This is a genomic window from Janthinobacterium aestuarii (genome assembly GCF_046113285.1).
Classification (GTDB): domain Bacteria; phylum Pseudomonadota; class Gammaproteobacteria; order Burkholderiales; family Burkholderiaceae_D; genus Janthinobacterium.
This window is the reverse complement of sequence record NZ_CP142524.1, coordinates 2446324-2472902: the sequence shown is the minus strand read 5'-3', so window position 1 is coordinate 2472902 and position 26579 is coordinate 2446324. Positions and strand designations below refer to the sequence as shown.

At 62.0% G+C, this 26579-nt stretch carries 20 protein-coding genes; 8 read left to right on the top strand and 12 right to left on the bottom strand.

The annotated features are described in order from the left end of the window. Positions 1-23 precede the first annotated feature (23 nt). The 3 genes from OX462_RS11135 to OX462_RS11125 all read left to right on the top strand — a co-directional run bounded on the left by OX462_RS11135 (position 24) and on the right by OX462_RS11125 (position 6027). The gene (locus OX462_RS11135; protein ID WP_070222900.1) at positions 24-389 is read left to right on the top strand and encodes a YgiW/YdeI family stress tolerance OB fold protein; all 366 of its coding nucleotides are present in this window, start codon (positions 24-26) and stop codon (positions 387-389) included. A gap of 233 nt (positions 390-622) precedes the next feature. After that, positions 623-5107: a PAS domain-containing protein gene (locus OX462_RS11130; protein ID WP_409028416.1), complete on the top strand. Its 4485-nt coding sequence runs from the start codon at positions 623-625 to the stop codon at positions 5105-5107. Next, a complete protein-coding gene (locus OX462_RS11125; protein ID WP_230504841.1) occupies positions 5104-6027 on the top strand; it encodes a diguanylate cyclase domain-containing protein in 924 nt (307 codons plus the stop codon). Before OX462_RS11130 ends, OX462_RS11125 begins: the two co-directional genes overlap by 4 nt. A 360-nt stretch (positions 6028-6387) precedes the next feature. Here the strand turns inward: OX462_RS11125 and OX462_RS11120 are convergent, their stop codons facing one another. The 6 genes from OX462_RS11120 to OX462_RS11095 form a co-directional block, all read right to left on the bottom strand. Then, on the bottom strand, positions 6388-6843 hold the full coding sequence (locus OX462_RS11120; protein WP_070222902.1) for a MaoC family dehydratase: 456 nt from the start codon (positions 6841-6843) through the stop codon (positions 6388-6390). Continuing rightward, a complete protein-coding gene (locus tag OX462_RS11115) occupies positions 6836-7324 on the bottom strand; it encodes a MaoC family dehydratase (protein WP_070222904.1) in 489 nt (162 codons plus the stop codon). The genes OX462_RS11120 and OX462_RS11115 overlap by 8 nt, the downstream gene beginning before the upstream one ends. Beyond that, a complete protein-coding gene (locus tag OX462_RS11110) occupies positions 7321-8466 on the bottom strand; it encodes an acyl-CoA dehydrogenase family protein (RefSeq protein WP_409028415.1) in 1146 nt (381 codons plus the stop codon). The genes OX462_RS11115 and OX462_RS11110 overlap by 4 nt, the downstream gene beginning before the upstream one ends. A 16-nt stretch (positions 8467-8482) precedes the next feature. Then, positions 8483-9673: an acyl-CoA dehydrogenase family protein gene (locus tag OX462_RS11105; RefSeq protein ID WP_409028414.1), complete on the bottom strand. Its 1191-nt coding sequence runs from the start codon at positions 9671-9673 to the stop codon at positions 8483-8485. Positions 9674-9856: 183 nt separating this feature from the next. Beyond that, entirely contained in the window at positions 9857-10207 is a 351-nt protein-coding gene (locus OX462_RS11100) for a VOC family protein (RefSeq protein WP_070222911.1), read from the bottom strand. A gap of 430 nt (positions 10208-10637) precedes the next feature. Continuing rightward, on the bottom strand, positions 10638-11225 hold the full coding sequence (locus OX462_RS11095) for a TetR/AcrR family transcriptional regulator (protein WP_070222914.1): 588 nt from the start codon (positions 11223-11225) through the stop codon (positions 10638-10640). A 232-nt stretch (positions 11226-11457) separates the two neighbouring features. Between OX462_RS11095 and OX462_RS11090 the strand changes: the two genes are divergently transcribed. Continuing rightward, a complete protein-coding gene (locus OX462_RS11090; RefSeq protein ID WP_409028413.1) occupies positions 11458-12666 on the top strand; it encodes an MFS transporter in 1209 nt (402 codons plus the stop codon). A gap of 12 nt (positions 12667-12678) precedes the next feature. On the opposite strand, the gene OX462_RS11085 is transcribed toward OX462_RS11090, so the two are convergent. From OX462_RS11085 to OX462_RS11075, 3 genes are all read right to left on the bottom strand, one after another. Beyond that, complete coding sequence (locus tag OX462_RS11085) at positions 12679-14268, bottom strand: aspartate:alanine exchanger family transporter (protein ID WP_070222919.1); 1590 nt, start codon at positions 14266-14268, stop codon at positions 12679-12681. Between the two features lie 243 nt (positions 14269-14511). After that, complete coding sequence (locus OX462_RS11080) at positions 14512-15009, bottom strand: hypothetical protein (protein WP_409028412.1); 498 nt, start codon at positions 15007-15009, stop codon at positions 14512-14514. 88 nt (positions 15010-15097) lie between these two features. Then, positions 15098-16585 carry an FAD-dependent oxidoreductase gene (locus OX462_RS11075; RefSeq protein ID WP_070222923.1) on the bottom strand — a complete coding sequence of 496 codons (1488 nt, stop codon included), beginning with the start codon at positions 16583-16585 and terminating at the stop codon, positions 15098-15100. 76 nt (positions 16586-16661) lie between these two features. Between OX462_RS11075 and OX462_RS11070 the strand changes: the two genes are divergently transcribed. Then, positions 16662-17318 carry a TetR/AcrR family transcriptional regulator C-terminal domain-containing protein gene (locus tag OX462_RS11070; RefSeq protein WP_070313513.1) on the top strand — a complete coding sequence of 219 codons (657 nt, stop codon included), beginning with the start codon at positions 16662-16664 and terminating at the stop codon, positions 17316-17318. Between the two features lie 643 nt (positions 17319-17961). Here OX462_RS11070 and metE read toward each other — a convergent pair. Next, complete coding sequence (gene metE, locus OX462_RS11065; RefSeq protein WP_070313512.1) at positions 17962-20250, bottom strand: 5-methyltetrahydropteroyltriglutamate--homocysteine S-methyltransferase; 2289 nt, start codon at positions 20248-20250, stop codon at positions 17962-17964. 362 nt (positions 20251-20612) lie between these two features. Next, positions 20613-21830 (bottom strand): alanine transaminase, encoded by a 1218-nt coding sequence (gene alaC / locus OX462_RS11060; RefSeq protein WP_083293730.1) that lies wholly within the window; start codon positions 21828-21830, stop codon positions 20613-20615. Positions 21831-22169: 339 nt separating this feature from the next. On the opposite strand from alaC, the gene OX462_RS11055 reads away from it, so the two are divergent. Both OX462_RS11055 and OX462_RS11050 read left to right on the top strand, forming a co-directional pair. Then, positions 22170-22823, top strand: coding sequence for a pentapeptide repeat-containing protein (locus OX462_RS11055; RefSeq protein ID WP_083293729.1), 654 nt, complete (start codon positions 22170-22172; stop codon positions 22821-22823). A 3-nt stretch (positions 22824-22826) separates the two neighbouring features. Then, entirely contained in the window at positions 22827-24113 is a 1287-nt protein-coding gene (locus tag OX462_RS11050) for a hypothetical protein (protein WP_409028411.1), read from the top strand. Positions 24114-24271: 158 nt separating this feature from the next. Here OX462_RS11050 and OX462_RS11045 read toward each other — a convergent pair whose 3' ends face one another. After that, positions 24272-25486, bottom strand: a complete 1215-nt coding sequence (locus OX462_RS11045; protein WP_409028410.1) for an MFS transporter — start codon at positions 25484-25486, stop codon at positions 24272-24274. A 120-nt stretch (positions 25487-25606) separates the two neighbouring features. Here OX462_RS11045 and OX462_RS11040 point away from each other — a divergent pair, with 120 nt between their 5' ends. Continuing rightward, entirely contained in the window at positions 25607-26533 is a 927-nt protein-coding gene (locus OX462_RS11040; RefSeq protein ID WP_409028409.1) for a LysR family transcriptional regulator, read from the top strand. Positions 26534-26579 lie beyond the last annotated feature (46 nt).

Genomic DNA, 26579 nt, shown 5'->3' with positions numbered 1-26579 from the left:
CCACTCACTATCGAAGGAATACCATGCCACTGCACCGCAAACTCATCGTCTCCCTGGCCGCCGCCTGCGCCTTGCTGGCCGGCGGCGCGCACGCCCAATACGTGGGGCCGACGGCCGGCCCTGCCGCGCCCGGCAATGTGGCCGCCATCCTGAAAAATCCCGTCGACGACCAGGCCGTCGTGCTGCGCGGCCACCTGCTGCGCAAAGTGGGCAACGAGAAATACACGTTTTCCGACGGCACGGCGGAAATCCGCGTGGACATCGACGACAAGGTCTTCATGAACCGCCAGATCGACGCCAGGACCCGCGTGGAAATTCGCGGCGAAGTGGAAAAGGATTTCATGGAAAGCCCGGAAATCGATGTCGACGTGCTGACCGTGGTCCCCTAAGTTTCCCTGCCCTCCCGCCGCCACGGCGGGAGGGGCGTCACCTCCCTTCTGTATGCCTTGCGCAACCTTTTTTCCACCCAAGAAACTAGGCTTGTCAGAACAATCAATTTCGTCTAGCATCTTTTCATTCAAGGTCAGCCAGCGCCAGCGTGAGCCTGCCTGTCGACTCATCCATTCTGGGAGCTTTCCGGGTGCAAGATTTGCCTTCGATACGCTCAAGAATTTCATGGCTGGTGTTCGCCTGGGTCATTCCGACGGCCCTCGTGTTTCTCCTGCTCGTGGCGCAAAGCTACACGCGCGAACGCGACCATGTCGTCAGCGAAACGGCGCAGGCGGCGCGCGCCGTCTCCGCCGCCATCGAACGCGACTTGAGCGGCGCGCAGATGGCCGCGCGCCTCCTGGCCGCCTCGCCCGCCCTGCAAGACGACGATATCGACGCCCTGCGCACGCTGGCCGGCAGCCTGCTGCAGCCGGGCCTGGCCGTCAGCGCCTTCATCGTCTCCGACGCCAAGGGACGCCAGCTCATCAATACATCGCTGCCCGCCGGCCAGACACCGCCCCCTTTGCCGCAAAAATGGGCCGCCAGCATGGACCGCGCGCGCGACTACGGCAAGCCACGGCTGACCAGTTTGCTGACGTCGCCGGACGAGGTGCCGCGGCTGGCCCTGAACCAACGCTTGCCGCGTAACAAGGGACCCGCCTATGTGCTGACGGCGCTGTACCCGCCCGACTACCTGCCCTTGCTGCTGCGCGAGCTGCACCTGCCGGCCTACCTGGGCGCGGCCATCGTCAACGCCGACGGCATCAACGTGGCGCGCACCCTGGCGCCCCAGCGCTATGTGGGCCAGCGCAGCCCGGCCCCCCTGCTGGAGCAGATACGCCAGCAGCGCGAAGGCGTGCTGCGCCACGCCACCCTGGAAGGCATCGACGTGTATACGGGATTTCGCCGCGCGCCGGACGACGCCTGGACGGTGGCCGTCACCATCCGCACCAGCACGGTGGCCGAAGCCCTGCTGCGCTCCGTCGTCACCGGCTCCCTCATCCTGGCCCTGCTGCTGGGCGCCGGCTTTGCCCTGGCCTGGCGCGTGGGCGGCCGCCTGGCCCGCACCCTGCAGGAACTGACCGTGCAGATCCATGCGCTGGCGCAAGGCAAACCCCTGCTTTCGAACAAGCACACGGACCGCGAATCGGCCGACATGGCAGCCGCGCTGGGCGCGCTGGAACGCGACTTGCGGCGCCACCGCACACAGCTCGAAAGCCTGGTGAGCGAGCGCACCCTGGCCCTGGAAAAATCCACGCGCCTGCTGGAAACCGTCTACGCGACGGCGCCCATCGGCATGCTGTTCGTGGGACTGGACTTGCGCGTCGTCATGATCAACCAGTACCTGGCCGCCATCCACGGGGCCAGCGTGGCGCAGCATCTGGGCCGTCCCGTGGGCGCCATGCTGTTCGACGCCGCCGTGCGCATGGAGGTGGAACGCTGCGTGCGCCAGGTGCTCGAAACGGGATCGCCCATCGTCGACCTCGAATTGCAGGGTCATGGCGGGCGGCAGCGCGAGCAGCTCAGTCACTGGATCGTCTCGTATCACCCGATTTTCGGCCCCGAGCAGCAGTTGCTGGGCGTGTCGGGCCTGTGGCTCGATATTAGCGAGCGCAAGCGCAGCGAAGCGGAATTTCGCCGCTCGAAACACCTGTTCGGCACCATCATTGAAAACATCCCGGCCATGGTCTTCGTCAAGCGTGCCGACAAGCTGAGCTTTGAAATGGTCAACCGCCATGCGGAACTGACCCTGGGACGCTCGCGCGAGCAATTGCTGGGCAAGACGGACCACGACTTCTTCCCGCCGCAGCAGGCGGCCGCCTTCGTCAGCGCCGACCGCAAGCTGCTGGCCACGGGGCAGATGGTGGAAATCGAGCAGGAGCCGATCAACACGGCCGACGGCACCACGCGCCACTTCACCACGCGCAAGGTGGTGCTGCGCGACGACGCGGGGCGCGCCAGCCACGTGCTGGGGGTGTCGATCGACATCACGGAACGCAAGCGCGCCACCGAGGTGCTGCACGCCACCACCTTGCGCCTGGAACAGAGCGAGCGCTTCATCCGCACCGTCACCGACAACCTGCCCGGCATGGTGTCGTACTGGGGCGCCGATCTGCGTTGCCGCTTCGCAAATAATTTCTATAACGAATGGTTTGGCCGCAGCAGCGCCGAGCTGGCCGGCATCCACATGAGCGAATTGCTGGGGCAGGAACTGTTTGACGTGTATGCGCCCCACGTCGAGGGCGTGCTGGCGGGCCGGCCGCAAAGCTTCGAGCGCGACCTGCTCGACCCCACGGGCCAGGTATGCCATACGTGGACCAATTACATCCCCGACGTCGACGACAGCGGCGGCGTGCGCGGCTTCTTCGTGCTGGCCTCGGACGTCTCCGAGCTCAAGCGCACGGAATTGCGCCTGCACGAACTCAACGAGCAAATGGTGCGCGCGCGCGACAAGGCCGAGGCGGCCAGCACGGCGAAGAGCGAATTCGTCGCGAACATGAGCCATGAAATCCGCACGCCGATGAACGCCATCATCGGCCTGGCGCGCCTGCTGGAAGAGTCGCCGCTGGAACGGCGCGAGCGCAGCTACGTCGGCAAGATCCAGATGGCCACGCAGTCGCTGCTCCACATCGTCAACGACGTGCTCGATTTTTCCAAGATCGAGGCGGGACAGATGGTGCTGGAACAGCGCCGCTTCCAGCTCGAACGCATGCTCGGCAGCGTCGGCGTGCTGCTGGCCAGCAGTGCCTGGGCGCGCGGCGTGGAGCCCGTGTTCGTGCTGGCCCCCGGCGTGCCGGACGAGCTGATCGGCGACGCCCTGCGCGTGGAACAGATCCTGATCAACCTGGTGGGCAACGCCGTCAAATTCACTTCGCATGGCGAAGTGGTGCTGTCCATCGGCATGGCGGCCGAGGATGCGGCCAGCGTGACCCTGGAGTTTTCCGTGCGCGACACGGGCATCGGCATCGGCGCGGCCGAGCAGGAACGCATCTTCGACGCGTTTTCCCAGGGCGACAGCGGCACCAGCCGCAAATACGGCGGCACGGGATTGGGGCTGGCCATTTGCCGGCGCATGGTGGAATTGATGGGCGGCCAGCTCAGCGTGAAAAGCGCGCTGGGCCAGGGTTCCGACTTCCGCTTCCGCTGCCGCTTCGGCAAGGCGGCGGCGCCGCACGAGCCGCGCGGCAAGGGCGCGCCCAGGGCCCTGTCGCTGCTGATCATCGACGACAACGCCAGCGTGCGCGCCATGCTGGAAGACTGGTGCGCGGCGCAGGGCTGGCACAGCCGCAGCGCCGACAGCGGCGCGGCCGGCCTGGCCTTGCTGCGCCAGGCCGGTGGCCCGGACGGCTTGCCGCCGGCAGACCTGGTGCTGCTCGACGCGGCCATGCCAGGCATGGATGGCATTTCCATGCTCACCGAGGCGCGCGCCGATGCGCTCTTGGCGCTGCCGCCCGTGATCATGCTGGTGGCCGACCAGGACAGCGAAAACCTCGAACGCCTGGCCGACAGCCTGATGCTGGCCGGCATCGTCTCGAAACCGGCCACCCCGGCACGCCTGCTGGCGGCCGTGACGGCCGTGCGCGAAGGCCGCAGCGCGCCGTCCGCGCTGCCCGTGTCCACGCCCTTGTCGGGCTTGCTGGAAGGCATGCGCGTCCTGCTGGTGGAAGACAATGAAATCAACCAGGAAGTGGCGCAGTACATCCTGCTGCACTCGGGCGCGCGCGTGGCCGTGGCCGCCAACGGCCGGCTGGCCGTCGACTTGCTTGCCAGCACGCCGGACGCCTGGGACGTGGTGCTGATGGATTTGCAGATGCCCGTCATGAACGGCTACGACGCCACCCTGGCCATCCGCGCGCTGGGCTTGCCGGACCTGCCCATCGTCGCCATGACGGCCAATGCCATGGACGAGGACCGTCTGCGCGCCATCGCCAGCGGCATGAATGCGCATGTGGCCAAACCGATCGATGTCGACGACATGATCGAGACCCTGACCCGGCTGGTGCCGGCGCCGCCGGGTGCGGGCACTGGCGGCAGCGCCATGCCGGCCGCGAACGCCGTCGCGTGGATGGCCGATGTGCCGGCCACGGTGCCCGGCATCGACCTGGCGGCGGCCCTGCACCGCTTCGGCGGCGACTACGGCGCCTTCCTGGCCCTGCTCAAGCGCTTTGAAAATTCGCAAGGCGACGCCGTCGAGGACACGCGGCGCCTGCTGGCCGCCGGCCAGACGCGGCAGGCGGCGCAGCTGCTGCACCGCGTGTGCGGCGTGGCGGCCAACCTGGGCGCGGCCCACGTCGCCAGCCTGGCAGGCGAGGCGGAAAAAACGCTCAAAACGGCGCAATCGCACGCGACACCCGCCTTGCTGGGGCAGCTGGAACTGGCGATGGCCGAAGTCATCGAGGCGGCGCGCACCCTGCCCTCGCCCCTGCGGCGCGGGCAGGGTGCACCCGCCGCACCCGGCAGCGCGCCGCCCGACCTGCGCGCCGGCCTGGCCGACTTGCTTGTCCTGATCCGCAACAATAACCTGAAGGCGCTGGCCCAATTCCACGCGCTGCACCCCGCCCTGCAACAATCAGACCGGGAAGCGGCCCTGGCGCTGGCCAACGCGATCGAAACCCTGAATTTTTCCGAAGCGGAAAAACTCGTGCTCGATCAGCTGAAACGAGAGGAAAACAAGTGAGCTGGACCAACCTTGCCATGAACGGGCGCATCCTCATCGTCGATGACGCCATGGAAAACATCCAGATCCTGCACCAGTTGCTGCGCGAGGAACACGAGGTGCTGTTCGCCCTGAGCGGAGAAAAGGCTCTGGAAATTGCGCATAATCAACTGCCGGACCTGATCCTGCTCGACGCCGTCATGCCCGGCATGGATGGCTACGCCGTCTGCAATGCGCTGCGCGAATCGGCCATCCTGAGCGCCATTCCCGTCATTTTCGTCACGGCCCTGAACCAGCCCGAGGACGAGACGCGGGCGCTGGAAGCGGGCGCCGTCGATTTCATCACGAAACCGTTCAACGCAGCCGTCGTGCGGGCCCGCGTGCGCAGCCAGCTGACCATCAAGCGGCAGGCCGACGCCATGCGCGAGCTGTCGCTGACGGATACGCTGACGGGCGTGGCCAACCGGCGCAGCTTCAATGACACGATGGACAGCGAATGGCGGCGCTGCGCGCGCGACGGCGTGCCGATGGCCCTCATCATGGCCGATATCGACCACTTCAAGGATTACAACGACACGTATGGCCACCAGGCGGGCGACCTGTGCCTGCAGCAGGTGAGTGACGCCCTGCGTCGCTGCGCCGTGCGCCCGCCCGACCTGCTGGCGCGCTACGGCGGCGAGGAATTCATCATCCTGCTGCCGCAGGAAACGCGCGACGGCGCCGAAGTGGTGGCCCAGCGCATCCTCGACGAAGTGCGCGCGCTGCAAATTGCCCACGCCAGATCGAGCGCCGGCCCGCACGTCACCGTCAGCCTGGGCATGGCCAGCGTCATGCCCACGGAAGGCATGGACCCCAGCGCCCTGATCCGCGCCGCCGACGCCCTGCTGTACCGCGCCAAGCAGACGGGGCGGGACAGGTATTGCGCGTCGGAGGGGGAGTAATCAGGCAGACTATCGGCCCTTTGCGGGCGGGCCGTTGGACCGCTTGCCGCCGGATGGCCGTCCCGTCGTGCTGGGCCAGCCACCCGCATTGCCGGGACCGCGACCTCTGCCCGTAGCGCTGCTACCCTTGGCGGCGCCCTTGCCAGCGCCGCTGTTTCCGCTGCTTGCATTGTTAGACATCATCCACTCCTTCGCCGGAAAGCGCCGGCGCGCCACCAGCGTACATCCGGCGCACGCGCAGGAGCGCACGGCTGCCTGTCGGACTGCCGCACGATGCCGCCACATGTCGGCTTACGCCCTGCGGGCTAAGCCGACCTACGCCGACCTACGCCGACCTGCGATGCGGGCTCAGTTTGCCGCTCAGGGATAGCAGCGCATCAGAAATTCCGCCACGCACACGGGTTTCGTGTCGCCTTCCCTCTCCATGGTCACGGCCCAGTTCACTTGCGCCCCTTCCGGCACATCCTCGACGGAGAGGATGTCGAGCCGCGCGCGCAGGCGGCTGCCGACGGGCACGGGCGCGGGGAAGCGCACTTTATTGAGGCCATAGTTGATGGCCATGCGGATGCCGGCCATGTGCAGCGCACCCTGCAGCATGGCGGGCAGCAAGGACAGTGTGAGAAAGCCGTGCGCCACCGTGCAGCCGTACGGCGACTCGCGTGCGCAGCGCTCGGCGTCCACATGGATCCACTGATGGTCGTCCGTGGCGTCGGCAAAGGTGTCGATGCGCTGCTGCGTGATGGTGAGCCAGTCGGAGACGGCCACGTGCTGTCCCGACAAGGCCTGGAAACCGGCGATGCCGGCGATATCACGCATGCTGCTCTCCGGCCGGGCGGCGGCCGAACATGCCCATGCCTTCGACGGTGGTCACCACCTCGCCATGCTGGTTGCGCACGCTCCACACGGAAATGACGATGCCACGGTCCGGCTTCGACGTCGACGGGCGCACTTCCTTGACCTGGTAGGTCAGCTGCAGGGTGTCGCCTGCGCGCACGGGTTTGAGCCAACGGATGCTGTCCAGGCCGGGCGAACCCATGCTGGACGAATGCTTGAGCAGGTTATCGACCACCAGGCGCATCATCATGCCGCAGGTATGCCAGCCGCTGGCGATGACGCCCTTGAAGATGGTTTTTTCCGCCGCAGCATGGTCAACGTGAAACGGCTGCGGGTCGAAATCCGTGGCGAAGGCGATGATTTCCTTTTCTGTCACGTGGCGCTGGCCCAGGTCGATTTCCAGGCCTTGCGTAAAGTCTTCGAAATACCAGTGTTTCGGGGCAATAGCGGTCGATGCGGTCATGCGGTCTCCGTCGGCAAGAAGCCCGGCTGGGCGATAAAGCGCTCGATGTGATGGTCCACGTCGCCCAGGGTCAGGGCGATCATGGAGAGGCGCTTGAAATGATGGGCGGCGGGCAATTCGTCCGTCACGCCCATGCCGCCATGCAATTGCACGGCTTGCTGGCCGACAAAGGTGGCGGCCAGGCCCACCCGCGCCTTGGCGGCGGACACGGTACGGCGACGATCAAACGCGTCGTCGCTATCGGCCTTGGCGGCGGCCAGCATGGCCATCGAACGGGCTTGCTCCAGGTGGATGAACATGTCGGCCATGCGGTGCTGCAGGGCCTGGAACTTGCCGATCGGCGCGCCGAACTGCTGGCGCGTCTTCAAGTAGTCGAGCGTGGCGGCAAAGATGGCGTCCATGGCGCCCACGGCTTCCGCGCACAGCAGGGCGGCGCCATAGTCGAGTGCGGCATCGAGCACAGGCCAGCCCTGCCCCTTTTGTCCGACCAGGGCCTCATGCCCCAGCACCACTTGCACGAGGGTCACGGTGGCGGCGCGCTGGCCGTCGATGGTGCGGTAGTCGCGCACGGAAACGCCGGGCGCGTCGACGGGCACGAGGAATAGCGAAATGCCCTCCGTGTCCATCTGCCCTCCGCCGCTGCGCGCCGAGACGATCAGAGAATCCGCCTGGGCGCCATGAATGACGACGGTTTTCTCGCCGTCGAGCACGAAACCGTCGCCGCTGGCCGTGGCCGTCGTGGCGATATCGTGCAGGTCGTGGCGCGACTGCCGCTCGCCGAGCGCGCAAGCCAGTTTCAGGCTGCCGCTGGCCACCTGTTCCAGCACCGCATCACGGCCGCCCGCCAGGGTCAAGAAGCGCGCGCCGAGCACGGTGGCGAAATACGGTTCGACCACGAGGCCACGCCCCAGTTCCTGCATCACCAGCAGCATGTCGACGGTCGTGCCGTCGAAACCGCCCGCGGCGGCCGGCAGCGGCAAGGCCGTCATGCCCAGCTCGGCCAGGGTGGCCCAGGCGGCATCGGACGTACCCGTGGCGGAATGGATGATGGTTTGCCGCGTCTCAAACGGGTAATCCTTGTCGACCCAGCGCCGGAGCGCGTCGGCGAATTGCTGCTGTTCCTGATTAAAATGGAAGTCCATGTCGTCTCCTTCTGGCTTACAGGCCCAGGATCATCTGCGTGATGATGTTTTTCTGGATTTCATTCGAGCCGCCATAGATCGATGTCTTGCGGTAATTGAAGTAGTACGCGGCCAGCGGCGCGGCCAGGTCGTCGCCAGCGCTGCTGTTCGGCGCGCTGCCGTCAAGAAATGCTGGGTCGAAAGGCAAGGCTTGCGGGCCGATGGCTTCGACCATCAGTTCCGTCAGTTGCTGCTGCAGTTCCGAGCCGCGCACCTTCAGCATGGACGCCTGCGGCCCCGGCCCCTTGCCCTCGTCGCTGATGACGCGCAAGACCGTCATTTCCAGCGCCATCAATTCGATTTCCAGGTGGGCCACCTTGGCGGCAAACGCGGGGTCGTGCAGCAGCGGCGCGCCGCGCTTGGTCTGCTGCATGGCCAGCTGCTTGAGGAAAGTCAATTCGCGCTTCGAGCGGCCCACGGCGGCGATGCCCGTGCGCTCGTGGCCCAGCAGGTACTTGGCGTAGGTCCAGCCCTTGTTTTCCTGGCCGACCAGATTGCTGACGGGCACGCGCACATTGTCAAAAAAGACTTCGTTCACTTCGTGTTCTTCGTCGAGCATGATGATGGGGCGCACGGTGATGCCCGGCGTTTTCATGTCGATCAGCAAGAAACTGATGCCTTCCTGCTTGCGCACCGTGCTGTCCGTGCGCACCAGGCAAAAGATCATGTCCGCGTGCTGGCCAAGGGTGGTCCAGGTTTTCTGGCCATTGACGATGTAATGGTCGCCGTCGCGCTCGGCCGTGGTTTTCAGCGAGGCGAGGTCGGAACCTGCGCCCGGCTCCGAATAGCCCTGGCACCACCAGTCGTCGCAGTTGAGGATACGCGGTAAGTAATATGCCTTTTGTTCGGCGTTGGCGAAGGCCATGATGACGGGCGCCACCATATTGACGCCGAAGGGCAAAATCGGCGGCGTGGCGGCGCGCGCGCACTCGTCTTCCCAGATATGGCGCTGCACGGACGTCCAGCCCGTGCCGCCGTATTCGACGGGCCAGGCCGGCGCGGCCCAGCCTTGTTGCGCGACAATCTTGTGCCAGCGCACATAGTCGTCCTTGGCCAGACGCAGATGCTGGCGCACCTTGCGCTGCAAGTCCGCCGGCAGATGGGTGTCGAGGAAGGCGCGCACCGTGTCGCGGAACGCCGTCTCCCCGGCCGTGTAATGCAGGTCCATGTCTGTCTCCTTGTTCTTATGAGTTGCCGTGATGCCTGCACGCAAGGAAACTCAGCGCACAAAAAAGCACGACCGTTCTCAAGGATTGTACAACAGATTGGGAGCGGCGCCAGGGCTTTTACACAGGCCGGCGCCGGGTGGCATTGGCCGGCTGGCGGCCCGCAGCCGCCGTTGGCATCGCGTCTATGTGTGCGACAGAATATTGATGAGCTTGCCAAAAGGGTCGCGCACGAAAAAGCGCCTGACGCCCCAGGGCTCATCGCTCAGCCCATACTCGATGGCAAACCCTGCGGCAACCATGCGTGCAAATGCGGTATCGACGTCATCGACTTCAATCGACAGGTCTGGCACGGCCGTATTCGAGCCGCCTTGCGTGGCGAAGCTCACTTGAACACTCATCTCGGTTTGCGCACCATACGTCATGATCCAGCCGTGGTCCATCAGCAGGCTCAGGCCCAGCACCTCCTCGTAAAACCTCCGCGCCAGGCCCGGATCCGACACAGGGACATTGGCAACGATACGCTTGACTTGCATATTTTTCCTCCGTGTTAATGATTGAACCATTCAAAGCTCACCCCTGCCATTCCACATCCACAACCGCACCCAGAATTGGTGGCGAATCGAATTGACATTCATTCCATGGCGGATGGCCAATTCCACCACCTGCCGGTAGCAGGCAGCCAACTCGCCCTCTCGTCCGCCAAGTTCGGACGTAAGTACCATGGATGGTTCAGACCGTGGAAATGAAGGCAGCTGAAGTCACTGTGTACATGTTGACGTGTCCACGCCTGCATGTCTGTCCGGACCGAAATAGAACTCTTTCTTCAAGAGAAAGCAAAGCTCTACATTCAGCAACGAAACTGGTTTGGCTTCAGTCATCCAAGGCTTCATATGGTTGCAATAAAATTAATCTCAAGGGTTCTACGGAAAGGTCCGCTTCTGATGAGATTGCCACTTTTCACGATTACCTCTTTAGTAACAGCCCACGTAGAAGCAAATCCAATGCCGCAACTCCTTTTATCAAGCGCGCATTGCCTTCGTCACCGTCGGCGATCCAGAACGCCGCTTCTGCGAGACTGCCGTAGATCATCGAAGCCAGTGCCTCTGGGCAAGTGTCGGCCACGATGCCTTGATGAATCAGCTCGCGGATAAGCCCTTGCATCGACTCGAGGCAATGACGCTGCGAGTCCGGTGAAGCGCCTCCCAGCACCGCCCTGGCATCGCGTAAAACGATGCGCTGAATTTCCGGCTCCAGGGCCATCTCCAGATAGGCACGGCAGCGATGGCGAAAGCCTTCCCACAGATCGCCAGCGCTGTCGGAGATGCTTTGCAGGCGACCATCCATTTCCGCGTCGATCTGCTCTACCACCGCCAGCAGCAAGCCCTTCTTATCGCCGAAGTGATGATACAGCGCACCACGCGTCAGTCCTGCCTGCGCGGTGAGGTCGTCCATTGACGTATCGGCATAACCGCGCTCGCTGAACACTGTGCGGGCGGTAGCCAGCAACGATGCTCGGGTTTCTTCCATCTCCACACGCGTGCGGCGAACCATTGCTTTCCCCTTACATACATAACGTATGATTGTTTACATACAGTGCGTATGAATATATACTATTCATACGCGATGTATGTATTATCACTGGGACGCGTCTCCGCTGCAAGCATCGCATGCAGGGACCGATATCGATCCCCTTTGGCATCCGCTGCCACTGCATAGCAGCGGTCCGACGCCGCCTTTACCGGCACAAGCCGTTTATCGAATGATCAAATGAAGGATATGCACCATGAGTACGTCCCCCTACGCTGCCGCAGAAACGGCTGTCCGCCACCCGTGGCTGGCGGTCAGCGCTGTCGGCATGGCCACCTTTTCGGTCGTGACGACGGAAATGCTGCCGGTCGGCCTGTTGACGCCGATCGCTGACACCCTGGGCACCTCCACCGGAACCGCCGGGCTGATGATCTCGCTGCCAGCATTGCTGGCGGCCTTGTTCGCGCCGCTGGTCGTGATCGTCTCGGGAAACCTGGACCGGCGCACAATTCTCTGTGGCTTGCTCACTCTATTGTTGCTCGCAAACATAGCCTCGGCTCTGGCGCAGAACATGGCGTGGATGCTGGCGGCACGTGTTCTCGTCGGTTTTTGCATGGGCGGAATCTGGGCCATCGCCGGCGGTCTGGCGTCCCGGCTTGTTCCTGCCCGCTCGATCGGCTTGGCAACGTCGATTATCTTCGGTGGCGTGGCGGCCGCTTCCGTGCTGGGTGTGCCGCTAGGCGCACAAATCGGCGACGTTGCAGGATGGCGCTGGGCCTTCGGCGCCATGGCGCTGTTCAGCGGCCTTGTACTGGTGCTGCATCTGGCTGTCATTCCCGCCCTGCCCGCTGCCGGTTCGACGACCTTGCGCCAATTCGGCAAACAGCTGCACAACCGGCAGTTGCAGGCGGGGCTGCTCCTGACCATGTTGCTTGTAACCAGCCATTTCACGGCCTTTACCTTCGTGCGCCCGCTGCTGCTGTCGATGTCGGGGTTTGATGCGCAATGGCTGGGCACACTGCTGTTTTCCTATGGCTTCGCGGGCATCATTGGCAACTTCCTGGCCGGCGGCGTTGCGGCGCGGCGCGCAGCGCCAACCATCCTAGCCATCGCGGGCGGCCTGCTGCTCACGCCACTGCTGTTTCTGGCTGTCGGCGACTCCAGCATCGCTGGCGGCGTAGTGTTGCTGGCTTGGGGACTGGCCTACGGCGGCGTATCGGTCGGCCTGATGACCTTGATGCTGAAGGCGGCGCCCGGGGCCGTGGAGATCGTCGCCGCGCTGTATGTGGGAGTCTTCAATATCGGCATTGCGCTCGGGGCGTGGGCCGGCGGTCAAGCCGTGGACAGGCTGGGCCTCTCGGCCAACCTCTGGCTTGCCGCAGGTTTCGCCGCTGCTGCTTTGCTGCTGGCTTTTGGCATCAACTTTGTTAATGCCAACAAACAACTTGGCCCTGCACGAGATTGACTCTTGCCGCCATCAGCCATACAAATGCAGCAGCACCTGCACGGCAACGATCTTGACAATGGTCATGCTGGGGAAAATCATCGCGTAGCCCAGGTTCGGGCGGTCCGACTTGGCCAGGCGGTTGGCGAACACCAGCACGGCCGGGTTGCCCGTGGCGCCGGCCGCGATACCGAGCAATTCAGGAAACGGCAGGCGCAGGAAGACCTTGCCCAAAATTACGACGAGGGCCACCACCACCAGCACCGTGACGGCCCCCAGCGCCAGCATGGGCAAGCCGTCGGCGCCCACCTGCTGCACGAACGGCAAGCCGGAGGCCATGCCGACGGAGGCGAGGAAAATCGTCAAGCCATAGTTGCGCATGACCAGGTTGGCCGACAGGGGCAGGCGCCAGCTGATCTTGCCCACCCTGCCCAGACGTCCCAGGATCAGCGCCATCACCAGCGGACCGCCCGCCAGGCCCAGGCTGAACGAGCCTATCCACGGCAATGGGATGGGCACCAGGCCCAGCAGCACACCCAGCACCATGCCCATGCCCAACGAGACATAGCTGAACTCGGCCGTGGCCGTGATGGAATTGCCGAACAGCTTGCGCACGTCGGCCGCATGTTTGGCCGGCGCAATGGCCATCACCCTGTCGCCAAATTCCAGTGTCAGGAAAGGATGGGGCAAGATCATGGCGTCGCCACGGCGGATGAAGGCGATCTGCAGGGGGAAATCTTTTGCCAGGTTCAGTTCGCCCAGCGGTACGCCGACGATTTCCGCATCCGAGACGAACACTTCCGTGCCGTCGAACGCGCTGCGGTCCTTCATCAGCCGTCCCGGGTCCAGATGGCCCAGCGCCGTGCGCGCCGCTTCCACGCCCGCCACCGTGCCCGACACCATCAGCGCGTCGCCCACGCCGAGCACCAGCGAGGGATCAGGCAAGCGGTTCTGGTGACCCTGGCGCACGCCGATCACTTGCACGCCCGCCAGCGGACCATCGGCCAGTTCGGACAGGGCTGCGCCCGCCAGTTTCGCTTCGTCGATGGTAATTTCGGACACGACGATGGGGGCCGGCGGCGGCGTCAGCACGGGTTTTAATATGCGCCCGGCCAGGTACAGGCCCAGCATGGGGCCGACGACGCCGAACGGATACGCGACCGCATAGCCGACGGCCGCGTCGCCATTGCCGTGCGACGCTTCGAGCGCCGCCTGCAGGGCGGCCGTGCTGGTCATGGCGCCGGCAAACACGCCGCTGGCCATGCGCAGCGAGATATCGATCCACTGCCCGCCCCAGACGGACACGGCCAGGCCGCCCATGACGGCGGCAAAAGCGATCAGATTGTGTTTCTGGCCCGCCCCGCGCAAGCCGGCGAAAAACTGCACGCCGTACTGCACGCCTATGCCATACAGAAACAGCAGCAGGCCGATGGAGCCGACCATGGGCGGCGGCACGGAACCGGGTGCAAATGCGCCCAGCGCCAGCCCCGCGAACAGCACGCCGCCCACGCCCAGCGAAAACCCGAACACGCTGATGCGCCCCAGCGCATAACCGGCGCCGATGACGAGAAACAGGGCGAGGATGGGGGTGGACTCCAGCGTGTGGCGAAATAATTGAAGCATCAGAAACCTTGGTCTGGGGAAGGCCCAGTTTAGCATGCACAAAAGCAACACGATGGCGATGATGACAAGCAAGCGTGCGCAGGTTTGCGCCTTAAAAACGGGCAAAAAAAAGCCCGCTGCGGGAGCGGGCTGAATCTAATTCCTGTGAGGAAGTAGAGGAGACAGGTGCAATGATGCCGCGTCGCAACATATAAATCCAATTGCATGTTGTGATGATAGAAATATGCTTTATCAATATCTCGTTCAGGCCGTGCCAAAAATGACGAGTTTTCGATGCGATCGTTGTTCACGCGTCACCAGCACGCGGGCTTGCTCCACGCTTACGCAAACCTGCGGCGCAAACCCCGCTGGCAAGGTCTGCGCATCGCGCGCGATGCGTGGCGGCTCATTGATCACGTCATAATCTGCACGCTTGAAAAACAGTTGCTCGATACCGGCACCGGCGTTTTCCGCTGGCTGCGGCTTGACGACGATGAGCGACCAGTTCTCGTCACCGAGAAACTGCTTTTGCTTCAGGAAGGTGTTGACCCTGTCCGCAGGCGGCGCCGAACCGGGCAACTCGTTCTGATACAGCGCCAGCGGACACAGCAGCGTGCCGGCCGGCCACCCCATATCAGGCAACGCTGCGACCGTATCCGGCCGCAATAGGGCGAGATGGCGCTCAAGCGGATGCCGCTCGTCCGAGCAGGCGCCCAGCGCCATCAGCGCGAGCATGCCCGCAGCGCGAAACAAAGGCTGCATCAACTTGTCACCTTGTATGTTTATGGTTAAGCAAGCTTATACTAATGTGGTACTTACAGTGCATGCAGATTCGGCCTGACGATGGTTATCACGCGTTCCTTTTGATGCCCACAGCGTGATCCACGTAGCCGTCGGGACGTATGAGCAAGGCATGCGCACCTGCCGGTGTTACTTGGGAGTCCGCAGGCACAGCTTTGATCGTATCGACCCATCGCATATCGAGCTCAGGCGTGTAGTTGCCACCCTCGCGATCCTCACTGGTCGTCAGGTGCAGCAGTAGCCAATGACCACTCCGCAAAAAACTGAACAGCGAGGCTTGACCACCGTTATCCAGTTTTAGCTGCCAGTCAGGCAGCCGCCGCCCTGTCCAATCGGGCAGCAACGCCCATCCCTGCGGAACATCGACAACTGAGGTCGGGTATCGAATCCCGTAGCCGGACAAGTCATGCGCAAGCACTGCATTAAGAGCGGGAATTTTCATCAGCTCACTAAACGTCTCTCGCAGCGCCTGTCCCGGAGCATCAAACGAATTCATCATTAGTGCACTTTGCGCCAAGGTATTTTGGTACAGCGCGGCACCAACGGCATGACGCTCTTTGTGGTAGCTGTCTAGCAGCGACTCTGGCGCATGTCCGTTCACTACGCCCGCCAGCTTCCAGCCCAAGTTCATCGCGTCCTGCATGCCCACGTTCATACCCTGGCCGCCCGCAGGAAGGTGGATATGTGCGGCATCACCGACCAGCAAGATTCGATCTTTGCGGTAGACACTCGCCAGGCGGGTTTCATTCGAGAAGCGTGATAGCCACGTCGGTGCATGCAGACCAAAGTCCTGTCCCGCCACCCGTGTGGTCGAATCAGACAACTCTTCGAGCGTGACGGGCGTGGTCGCAGGCACATCAACTCGGCCGGTATCGATCACGATGACGCGGAACATACCACGACCTAAGGGAACGATCATTAATCCACCTGCCGCGTTGCCTACACTGAATCCCGGCGTAGACGGCGGTGCGCTCAGACGAACGTCGCCAAGCATGACAGTCTTCGTAGCCGGCAGACCATGGAAGGCGATGCCTGCGTGCTGGCGAACCAGACTGCGCGCGCCGTCTGCACCGACCACGTAGCTGCCAGAAATATCGAAAGGGGTGCTGTGCTGTTGCCCCATCACGGAAATGCCATCGGCCGTTTCGACAATGCGCTCCACCGTAGCATTCCTGCGCAATTCAACCCCTAGCTCAAGCGCCCATGTCTCCAGCAGTTGCTCGGTCACGCTCTGTGGGATGAACAGTGTGTAAGGATAGGTGGTGTCGATCACCGAAAAGTCAAGTCGCGTCTTCAATCCCGCAAAATGCCCGCTGGGAATCTTTATGCCGTTCGCCAGAAAGCGCTCAGCCACGCCACGTTGGGCCAGCATCTCCACCGTCCTGCCGTGCATGGTTAGCGCGCGCGACTGCGCTATTGGCGCGTCACGGCGCTCTAGTACTGTGACGCGTATTCCTGCCAACCGCAATTCGCATGCCAGAGTTAAACCTACAGGGCCTGCACCTACTACGATCACATCCGCATTTTCATTTTTCATTTGTACCTCAATCTAACATTGTTAGTTAAAAAATTTATGTTAATCTAACGTCGTTAGCCTGTCAAACAAGAAGTTTATGAAGATCCAACGTGAAGCCGTAATTGCCACCGCTTTGAACCTGCTGGACGAGGTAGGTATAGAGGGTCTTACAATGCGCCGTCTTGCCCAGGAACTGGACATCAAAGCAGCATCACTGTATTGGCACTTCGCCAATAAGCAGGCTTTGATGAATGGCATAGCCGACGCTTTGATTGAAGGGGTCGCGCATGGGCATCCGGACGAACTGTCCCCCTCGACTGCTTGGTTCAATGCGGTCAGCGTGACCGCACATGAGATTCGAAATGCGCTGCGCAAGCGGCGGGACGGTGCACGCGTATATGCTGGCACCTACGTCATCACCGACAACACACTTCGCGTTGCCGAGGCGTTGATCGGCCCTTTGTGTGAGGCTGGGGCCTCCACTCGGTTGGCGTCTTGGGGTGCCTTCAGCATCATCTATTACGTAATGGGCTTCGTGATGGAAGAGCAACCGCTGGCTGCCCCTAGTGAAATATCGCTGGCCATCGCAACTCACCGTGACCAGTTTGAAGCTCTGGCGGCTAAGGGCTATCCACATGTTTTGGCTGCGGCAGCGGATTTATTCAACCCGGATTTTGATGCGCGATTTGACGCTGGCCTCGATCTGCTTATCACCGGTCTTCGCATGAGGATCGCAGAAAGTTCCCATGCTTGAACTAATTATTAACTTTTTTTACTTCACACTTGCTCCGCGAACCTATGTCATACCCTTTGGAGGGTTATAGGTCGAGGAACACGATTTTTCTTCAAGGATTTATACTAAGCGAGCGAGCTGCATTGATTCTCACGTATTGCACGGCATGTCGCCAGGTCGAGCGATGCAGTATCTGGAGCCCTGGAATTCCTCGCCGTGGCGTTTTCAATACGAGGTGACGTATTAGCCACATCACGCGTTTTAAAGTCTGTTTTCGGCCGAAGCGGAAATTGCCTCTGAGGTATTGTCCGTACAGGTAAACCCATGCGAGGCGCCGCATCGAGACGATTTTCATGCCTCACATGGGTTGGTACGGAACCTTCGAGACATTGGCGCCCGATTGTCTAGACCCAAACGAGACGATGTCCATGGCCTTCGGGTGCTTGCACTTAAGAGATGCGGCCGTGGCAGCCCGCGCGATAAGGCGCAAGGGCAAAAAAAAGCCCGCTGCGGGAGCGGGCTGAATCTAATTCCTGTGAGGAAGTAGAGGAGACAGGTGCAATGATGCCGCATCGCAGCATCATTATCCAATTGCATGTTGTGATGACAGAAATACGATTGTTCTATATCTCAGCCATAGCGGCCTCCCCTGCCCCTGCGATTCCTATGCCACGTTGTCGGCACGCAAGGTTTTCGCGGCCGCCACCATGTTGGCCAGCGCGGGAATCACCTCTTTCCAGCCGCGCGTTTTGAGGCCGCAATCGGGGTTGACCCACAGGCGCTGCGCGGGAATGCGCTCGGCCGCCTTGCGCATCAGATTCACCATCTGTTCCTGACTCGGAATATTGGGCGAGTGGATGTCGTAGACGCCGGGGCCGATATCATTCGGATAATTGAACTCGTCGAAGGCGTCGAGCAATTCCATGTCGGAGCGCGAAGTTTCGATCGTGATGACGTCTGCATCCATGCCGGCGATCTGCGCGATGATGTCGTTGAATTCCGAATAGCACATATGCGTGTGGATCTGCGTTTCATCGGCCACGCCGTTGGCCGCGATGCGGAACGATTCCACGGCCCAGCGCAGGTAGTCGGCCCAGTGCGACTTGCGCAGTGGCAAACCTTCGCGCAGTGCCGCCTCGTCGATCTGGATCACGCGGATGCCGGCCCGCTCCAGGTCCAGCACTTCGGCGCGCATGGCCAGCGCCAGCTGGTGGCACGAGACGGAACGGGGCTGGTCGTCGCGCACGAAGGACCAGTTCAGGATGGTGACGGGACCCGTCAGCATGCCTTTCATCGGCTTGTCCGTCAGCGACTGGGCGTAAGTGCTCCACTCGACCGTCATGGCGCGGGGGCGGCTGATGTCGCCAAACAAAATGGGCGGCTTGACGCAGCGCGAACCGTACGATTGCACCCAGCCGAACTGGCTGAAGGCATAGCCGTCGAGCTGTTCGCCAAAGTATTCCACCATGTCATTGCGTTCCGCTTCGCCGTGCACGAACACGTCCAGGCCCAGGGTTTCCTGTTCCCTGACGCAACGGGCGATTTCCCCCTGCATCAGCTTTTTGTAGCTGGCTTCGTCCAGCTGGCCGTTGCGGAACTGGCTGCGCGCCTGGCGGATTTCCGCCGTCTGCGGGAAGGAGCCGATGGTCGTCGTCGGATACAGCGGCAGTTGCAGCAGCGCAGCTTGCTTGACGGCACGCTCGGCATAGCCGCTCAGGCGCTGGCCCAACGTCGCATCGATGCGCGCCAGGGCCGCTTTCACGTGCGGATTGTGCACGCGGGTCGACTGGCGGCGCGCTTGCACGGCCGCAAGATTAGCATCGAGTGCCGCCTGCACGGAGGCGCGGCCCTGGTTCAGGGCGCCGGCGATGGTGTGCACTTCATCAAGCTTCTGGCGGGCAAAGGCCAGCCAGGACCGGATATCGTCATCGAGCTTTTGCTCGCTGTCCAGGTCGACAGGCACGTGCAGCAGCGAGCACGACGGGGCGATCCACAGGCGCGATTGCAGGCTGGCGTGCACGGGTTCCAGCCACGCCAGCACTTGCGTCAAATCCGTCTTCCAGATATTGCGGCCATTCACCACGCCCAGCGACAGCACGCTGGTGGCGGGCAATTGGGCGATCACTTGCTCCACTTCATCGCGGGCGTTGACGGCATCGAGGTGCAAGCCTTGCACGGGCAGCTTGCACGCCAGCGGCAAATTGTCTTGCAGCTTGCCGAAATACGTGGCCAGCAACAGTTTGACGTGCTTGACCTTGCTCAAGGCATCATAGGCCGTGACGAGGGCCTGCTGCCACGCGCCGTCGAGTTCCGTGACGAGTATCGGCTCATCGATCTGCACCCACTCCACGCCCTGGGCCGCCAGTTCCTGCAGCAATTGCACGTAGACGGGCAGCAAGCCTTGCAGCAGCGCCAGCTTGTCGGAATCATCCTTGGCCTTGCCCAGCCACAAATAGGTAACGGGGCCGATCAGCACGGGTTTGGCTTTCACGCCGAGCTGGCGCGCTTGCGCCAGTTGCCGCAACAGGCGGCTGCTGTCTAGCTTGAATTGCGTCTCGGCCGAAAATTCCGGCACGATGTAGTGATAGTTGGTGTCGAACCATTTCGTCATTTCACCGGCGTGGACGCAGCTGCAATCGCTGTCGCTGGCCGAGCGGCCTCGGGCCACGCGGAAATAGTTGTCGAGCGCGGCGCCTTCCAGGCCGCGCACGCGCTGCGGCAGGTTGCCCAGCGTAAAACTCAGGTCCAGCACCTGGTCATAGAAGGAAAAGTCGCCCACGGGCACGAAGTCCAGCGCGCGCTGGTCTTGCCAGTGACGCTGGCGCAACTCAGCGCCCTGACCTTCCAGCGCGTCCAGGCTGCTGTGGCCCTTCCAGTAGTCTTCCAGGGCGAATTTCAGTTCGCGTTTGGCGCCGATGCGCGGGTAGCCCAAATTGTGTGTCGTGACGGTCATGGCGGTTGCCTCCCAGTGAAGTGTGGGGTCATCATAGAGGCTTTCATCCATGAAAAATAATGGTAAAACTTCATACATCCATTATTAATATTCATGCATTAGCATGCTGAACGTATTCACGAGGCCGCGCCGCGCGGGGGCGGGCGCCTCGTTCGCCGCGCGTGCCGGCCGGTGCCCAGGACCAAAACGACAGGCAAAAAAAAGCCCGCTGCGGGAGCGGGCTGAATCTATTTCCTTGGAGGAAGATAGAGGAGACAGATGAATGATGCCGCGTTGCAGCATATAAAACCACTTTATATTCGTGATGTCAGAAATACGCAGCAGTGATATTAGGGGCAACAGACAATTCCATACGGCAACTTTTATGCTGCCGCTTCCGTCTTTCCGTCGCTGGAACGCAACATATTCTTGATGCCGCGCAAGGCTTGCCGCACGCGGGCCTCGTTTTCGATCAGGGCAAAGCGCACGTATTCATCGCCGTACTCGCCGAAACCGATGCCGGGCGACACGCTCACCTTGGCCTTTTGCAACAGCAGCTTGGCAAATTCCAGCGAGCCCAGGTGACGGTAGGCTTCCGGGATATGCGCCCAGATATACATCGACGCCTTCGGCTTTTCCACCATCCAGCCTGCTTCATGCAAGCCTTTCACCAGCACGTCGCGGCGGCGCTGGTACTGCGCGCAGATTTCCGTCACGCAGCTTTGATCGCCTTCCAGCGCGGCAATGGCCGCCACTTGCACGGGCGTAAAACTGCCGTAATCGTGGTAGCTCTTGATGCGCGCCAGGGCCGCCACCAGTTCCGCATTGCCCACCATGAAGCCGATGCGCCAGCCCGCCATGTTGTAGCTTTTCGACATGGTGAAGAACTCGACGGCCACGTCGCGCGCACCGGGCACCTGCATGATGGACGGCGCCTTCCAGCCATCGAAGGTGATGTCGGCGTACGCCAGGTCGTGCACCACCAGGATATTGTGCTGCTTCGCCAGCGCGACGACGCGCTCGAAGAATTCCAGTTCCACGCATTGCGCCGTGGGGTTCGACGGGAAACCCAGCACCATCATCTTAGGCTTCGGGTAGCTTTCGCGGATCGCGCGTTCCAGTTCGGCAAAGAAATCCACGCCCGGCCCCATGCGCACGGAGCGGATATCGGCGCCCGCGATGACGGCGCCCCATATGTGGATCGGGTAGCTGGGGTTCGGCACCAGCACCGTGTCGCCCCGGTCCAGCGTCGCCAGCATCAAATGGGCCAGGCCCTCTTTCGAGCCGATGGTGACGATGGCTTCGCTGTCCGGGTCGATGTCGACCTCGTAGCGCTTCTTGTACCAGTGTGCAATCGCGCGGCGCAGCCGCGGAATGCCCTTGGACGCGGAATAGCCATGCGTGTCGGGGCGTTTCACCGTTTCGACCAGCTTGTCCACGATGTGGGCCGGCGTGGCGCCATCGGGATTGCCCATCGACATGTCGATGATGTCCTCGCCACGGCGGCGCGCGGCCATCTTGAGTTCGGCGGTGATGTTGAAAACGTAGGGGGGAAGACGATTGATGCGCGAAAAGCTGCGCGGAGCTTGGCTGTCGGTCATGGTTATCTCTATACGTAAGCGCCCGGATCCGTCCGAGCGACGTTGGCGCAGTGGCTGCGCCTGCAACGATACTAACCCGGCTTCGCAAGAACTGGCAAGGCCGATTCGGACAAGCTACAATACGCGCTGATCGAAAATGAGCGCACCGGTTGGTAACCCGGTAAGTGCCCGGCACAGTCCGGCATGCTCCCGCCCACGCGGACCCACGGCGCTGACCCTTGGCTGTTACACCAGCCGGGGAGGTGTTCTGGTTCGTGCATTTTCCCGCCGCGCCATCCCTCCCCTGCTTTGATTAGGAATATAAAACGGATGGCAACACACGACACCGCAGTAACTGGCATGACCCTGGACCGCGCCGGCATCGAGCAGCAACTGGCCCTGCCGGTGCGCCACTTCATCGATTGCGCCTTCGATGGCGAAGACCTGTCACGCCTCGACTTGCAGGGCTGTACGTTTGAACGCTGCACCTTTGCCGACACCAGCTTGTTCGCCAGCAAACTCGCGCGCAGCACCTGGCGCCGCTGCCGCGCCGGCAGCGCCGATTTCGAATCCGTCGACGCCGTTGACGCGAATTTCGAAGGCTGCGACCTGAACAACACGAAATGGCGGCGCGCCAAGCTGGCATCGGTCACCTACCGGGGCTGCAAGCTGACGGGCGCCTCGTTCGAGGAAGCGGCCCACCTGGGCTTGACCTTCGAAGACAGCCTGCTGGTGGGCGCCGACCTGCGCGGCTTTTCGTTCCGCAAGGCAATACTCAAACAGCTCGATTTTTCCGACGCCTACCTGGCCGGCTGCGACTTCCGCGACGCCGTCTTCGAAGGGGGCAGCTTGCGCAACGCCACCATCAAACTGGCGAAGTTCCAGGGCGCGGACTTGCGCGGCGCCGATATCGACGGTTTCAAACTGAGCGAAGCTGCGCTGCTGAAAGGCGCTGTCATCACGCATGCGCAGGCGGCCAACTTCATGCGGGCGCTCGATCTGGTGGTGATGTAAGCCTTGCCCACAACCGTTATTGACAGCAAGCTTGCGGTAAAAGCAGGTTGCCGCAACCAAGGGTTCAGGGCTGGTGGCATTTTCCATGTCCATCGCCCACGCTGCGTCGCTCGCCAGTGGTTTTTCAGGCCCACACAATTTCTCACGCCACGCGATTCACCGCAGTCCATGCCAAATAATGCGTGCTATATTCCGCACGCAGGTTTCCATTTAAACATCCGCCGACGATACTGCCCAATAACAATGATGAAGATAATAAAAATAATCTTATTCATACTGCTGTGCATCCTGACATCCATCACCATTCCGCCAGCGGGAGTAATCTTCAGTTATATGGCGCTGCGTGAAAACAAGGAGAGCATCAGAAGATTTATCGTCAAGATATCTCCCGACACCGAAAAAATCATCCCTGCGCTGATCGAAAGATATAACGATCCCAAGACCATTATTTCACTTGTTATTTTTTCCATTGCCACGATAGGCGGCCTGATCCTCCTGGTTTCGCACCTGCATATCCAGGAAACAGATGATTATGTAAATTACATCCTCGAACAGGTGGCGCTGACAGGCATTCTCGTCGTTGGGGTGTCAGGCATTGCATGGGTACTTTTTTCGCTGAATTCCGTTTTTGCAAGCCTGCTGGCAAAAGTGGGGGTTTCCCTGGCGGTGTCTGCCTGCGTGATTTTTTCGCGCCTGAGCGCTGTCGATTTTTTTGCGGCCAATTTTCCTTTTCCGCCGTCCTACCTGCCCTTTTCGTTTGGCCTCGCCACCCTGATATTTGCCTTCTCGTTCAGCGCCTTTGCCTATGCTGTGCTGGCAATTATTTTTGAGGTCATTTTCCTGTTGTTCTTGTTTATTTTCGATTTCAAGACCAATAAAAAAACCACTTACTTCCTCTTTGCAATCTCCATTGCTGGCTTTATCGGAAGTTATTCGGCGGCCCAGGCCATGATCCAGGGCATATCAAACAAGGGGCCACTGTTCATGATCAAGGCCGCTGAACGTTATGACTTCACTACCAATCATATGTGCCAGGTGCAGGAGGGCGAAACTGTCCTCTTCATTGACAATGTAGCGGATCGCGCGATTGCAGCGACTTTCCCGCCGCCCCCGCAAGGCGAAAAAATTTCCCCTCGAAATATCTCTGATGCCACATTAAAAAGCTATCTGCCGACACATTTCCGCACCGTGCATTGCAACCAGCTAGCCGAAGCACAAAAGGAAGCTGGCTGGTGCGGCAGTCCCCAACGTTATGGCTATTGTGATGCCGATGGCAAACAGCGCAAATAAAGAGGCAAAAAAAAGCCCGCTATGGAAGCGGGCTGAATCTATTTCCTTGGAGGAGATAGAGGAGACAAGTGCATCTTGCGGCATCGCGGCATATCATGCCACTTTATATTCATGATGATAGAAATATCCATCAGTGATAATGAGATGCCATCAGGGTTTCAAGCCGTGCGGCGCGTGCCCAAGGGTAAAAATTCTGCCAGCCACACCAGCAGGGCCAGGCCCGGAAACGCCATGCCGGTCAGCAAGGTTGCCTGCCAGCCGTAGCTGGCATACACCCAGGCGCCGACGGCCGAGCCGGCCGCGCCGCCGGCGAAGAACAGGGCGAAATACAGGCCGTTCAAACGGCCCCGCACTTCCGCGCCCAGGCTGAAGATGGCGCGCTGGCCCAGTACCAGGTTGGCCGCCACGCCCATGTCGAGCACGATGGATGCCACCACCAGCAAGCCCAGCGCCACGTGCTTCGATTCCGGGGCGAACATGGGCAAGGCAAACGCGACGATACCCAGCGCCAGCGCGGCAGCCGTGGCGGGCAAGGTGTGGCCCGCATCGGCCAGGCGGCCCGCGATGGGCGAGGCGACGGCGCCCGCCATGCCCACCAGGGCGAAGATGGCGATGCCCGTTTGCGACAGACCGAACGCGGGGCTGGCCAGCACCAGCGGCGTGACGGTCCAGAACAGGCTGAAGGCGCCAAACAGGCCCGCGTGATAGGCGGCGCGGCGGCGCAGCACGGACGTGCCCAGCAGCAAGTGCCACAGCGAGGCCATCAGGGCTGGATATTTCATGCTCGACACGGGCTGACGCACGGGCAAGGCACGGCGCAGCACCAGCGCCAGCACTACCATCAGCACGGCGGCGCCGCCAAACACCACGTGCCAGCTGGCGTGCGCGGCCACCAGCGACGCCACGGGACGGGCCAGCATGATGCCCAGCAACAAGCCGCTGACCACCTTGCCCACGGTTTGCCCCCGCGTCGCTTCCTGCGACAGGTGGGCGGCAAACGGCACGATCACTTGCGCCGCCACGGAACCGAGGCCGATGGCCAGGGCGGCGGCCAGGAAGACGATGGCGCCCGTGGAGAGGGCCGCCACCACGAGGGCCGTGGCCGTCACCAGCAAGGCCGTGACGATCAGGCGGCGGTTTTCCAGCAAGTCGCCCAGCGGCACGACAAACAGCAGGCCCAGGGTATAGCCCACTTGCGTCAGTGTGACGATCAGCCCGGCTGCCTTGGCCGACAGGCCCGTCGAGGCGCTGATGGGGCCGACGAGGGTTTGCGCGTAATACAGATTGGCGACGATGAGGCCGGAAGCGATGGCCAGCAACAGCACCATGGCCGGTGCAATGTCGTGGGGAGCGGAAGATGAGGCCTTGTTCATGTTGTTTCCTCGGTTCGATAGGGATGTCGCCATTCTAGGGAAAACTATGGCAAAGATAATCAGGGCATAATCCACTTATACTTTTCACATAAAATGAACAATGAGAATGGAAGCTATCCTATGGACAAAATCAAGGCCATGCAGACCTTCGTGCGCATCGTCGAAGCCAACAGCTTTTCCAAGGCGGCCGAAACCCTGAATTTGCCCCGTGCCGCGCTGACGGCCACCCTGCAAAAGCTGGAAGCCTACCTGGGCACGCAATTGCTGCAGCGAACCACGCGCCGCTTGTCGCTGACGCCGGAAGGGGCCGAATACTTTCGCCATTGCATTGATATTTTGAGAGCCGTCGACACGGCGGAACTGGCATTTCGCGGTCCCGACGCGAAAAAGCCGCGCGGCTTGCTGCGCATCAACCTGCCCAATACGGTGGGCCGCAGGTTGGTCGTGCCGCATATCGCGCACTTCCACGCCGCCTGGCCGGACGTGCAATTGCAGCTGAGCCTGACGGATCGCCTGGTCGACCTGACGCAGGAAGGCATCGATTGCGCCTTGCGCGTGGGCACCTTGCAAGATTCCGCCTTCATCGGCAAACAGGTCGGCCTGATGCGCTTCGTCACGTGCGCCTCGCCCGCGTATCTGGCGCGGCACGGCACGCCGCAGACCCTGGCCGACCTGGCCACGCACCAGGGCATCATGCATTACTCGGGCCGCACGGGCCGCGCCTTCGACTGGGATTTCCAGCAAGGCAAGGAAGTGCTGCGCGTACAGATGGCCGGCCCCATCGCCGTCAACGACGCGGACGCCAGCGTCGATTGCGCGCTGCAGGGGCTGGGACTGGCGCAGGCGGCCGTGTACCAGGTGCGCGCGCACCTCGACAGCGGCGCCCTGGTGGCCGTGCTGGCCGATCATCCGCCCACGCCCATGCCGATGTCGCTGCTGACGCCGCAAGGCCGCCTGGCCACGCCCAAGCTGCAGGCATTTGCTGGCTGGATCACGGCCTTGCTGGCGGCACAGCCCGACGTGCAAGCGCCCACGCACAGAATCTGAGGCAAAAAAAAGCCCGCTGCGAGAGCGGGCTGAATCTATTTTCTTG

Bases quoted from the DNA above. Each gene is read 5' to 3' on its own strand.
- OX462_RS11115 (WP_070222904.1), bottom strand. From the start codon at position 7,324: ATGACCGCATCGACCGCTATTGCCCCGAAACACTGGTATTTCGAAGAC.
- OX462_RS11080 (WP_409028412.1), bottom strand. From the start codon at position 15,009: ATGCAGCCTTTGTTTCGCGCTGCGGGCATGCTCGCGCTGATGGCGCTG.
- alaC (WP_083293730.1), bottom strand. From the start codon at position 21,830: ATGACCGACAGCCAAGCTCCGCGCAGCTTTTCGCGCATCAATCGTCTT.
- OX462_RS11040 (WP_409028409.1), top strand. From the start codon at position 25,607: ATGGACAAAATCAAGGCCATGCAGACCTTCGTGCGCATCGTCGAAGCC.
- OX462_RS11085 (WP_070222919.1), bottom strand. From the start codon at position 14,268: ATGCTTCAATTATTTCGCCACACGCTGGAGTCCACCCCCATCCTCGCC.
- OX462_RS11045 (WP_409028410.1), bottom strand. From the start codon at position 25,486: ATGAACAAGGCCTCATCTTCCGCTCCCCACGACATTGCACCGGCCATG.
- OX462_RS11095 (WP_070222914.1), bottom strand. From the start codon at position 11,225: ATGGTTCGCCGCACGCGTGTGGAGATGGAAGAAACCCGAGCATCGTTG.
- OX462_RS11120 (WP_070222902.1), bottom strand. From the start codon at position 6,843: ATGCGTGATATCGCCGGCATCGCCGGTTTCCAGGCCTTGTCGGGACAG.
- OX462_RS11075 (WP_070222923.1), bottom strand. From the start codon at position 16,585: ATGAAAAATGAAAATGCGGATGTGATCGTAGTAGGTGCAGGCCCTGTA.
- OX462_RS11135 (WP_070222900.1), top strand. From the start codon at position 24: ATGCCACTGCACCGCAAACTCATCGTCTCCCTGGCCGCCGCCTGCGCC.
- OX462_RS11055 (WP_083293729.1), top strand. From the start codon at position 22,170: ATGACCCTGGACCGCGCCGGCATCGAGCAGCAACTGGCCCTGCCGGTG.
- OX462_RS11105 (WP_409028414.1), bottom strand. From the start codon at position 9,673: ATGGACCTGCATTACACGGCCGGGGAGACGGCGTTCCGCGACACGGTG.
- OX462_RS11100 (WP_070222911.1), bottom strand. From the start codon at position 10,207: ATGCAAGTCAAGCGTATCGTTGCCAATGTCCCTGTGTCGGATCCGGGC.
- OX462_RS11110 (WP_409028415.1), bottom strand. From the start codon at position 8,466: ATGGACTTCCATTTTAATCAGGAACAGCAGCAATTCGCCGACGCGCTC.
- OX462_RS11090 (WP_409028413.1), top strand. From the start codon at position 11,458: ATGAGTACGTCCCCCTACGCTGCCGCAGAAACGGCTGTCCGCCACCCG.
- metE (WP_070313512.1), bottom strand. From the start codon at position 20,250: ATGACCGTCACGACACACAATTTGGGCTACCCGCGCATCGGCGCCAAA.
- OX462_RS11070 (WP_070313513.1), top strand. From the start codon at position 16,662: ATGAAGATCCAACGTGAAGCCGTAATTGCCACCGCTTTGAACCTGCTG.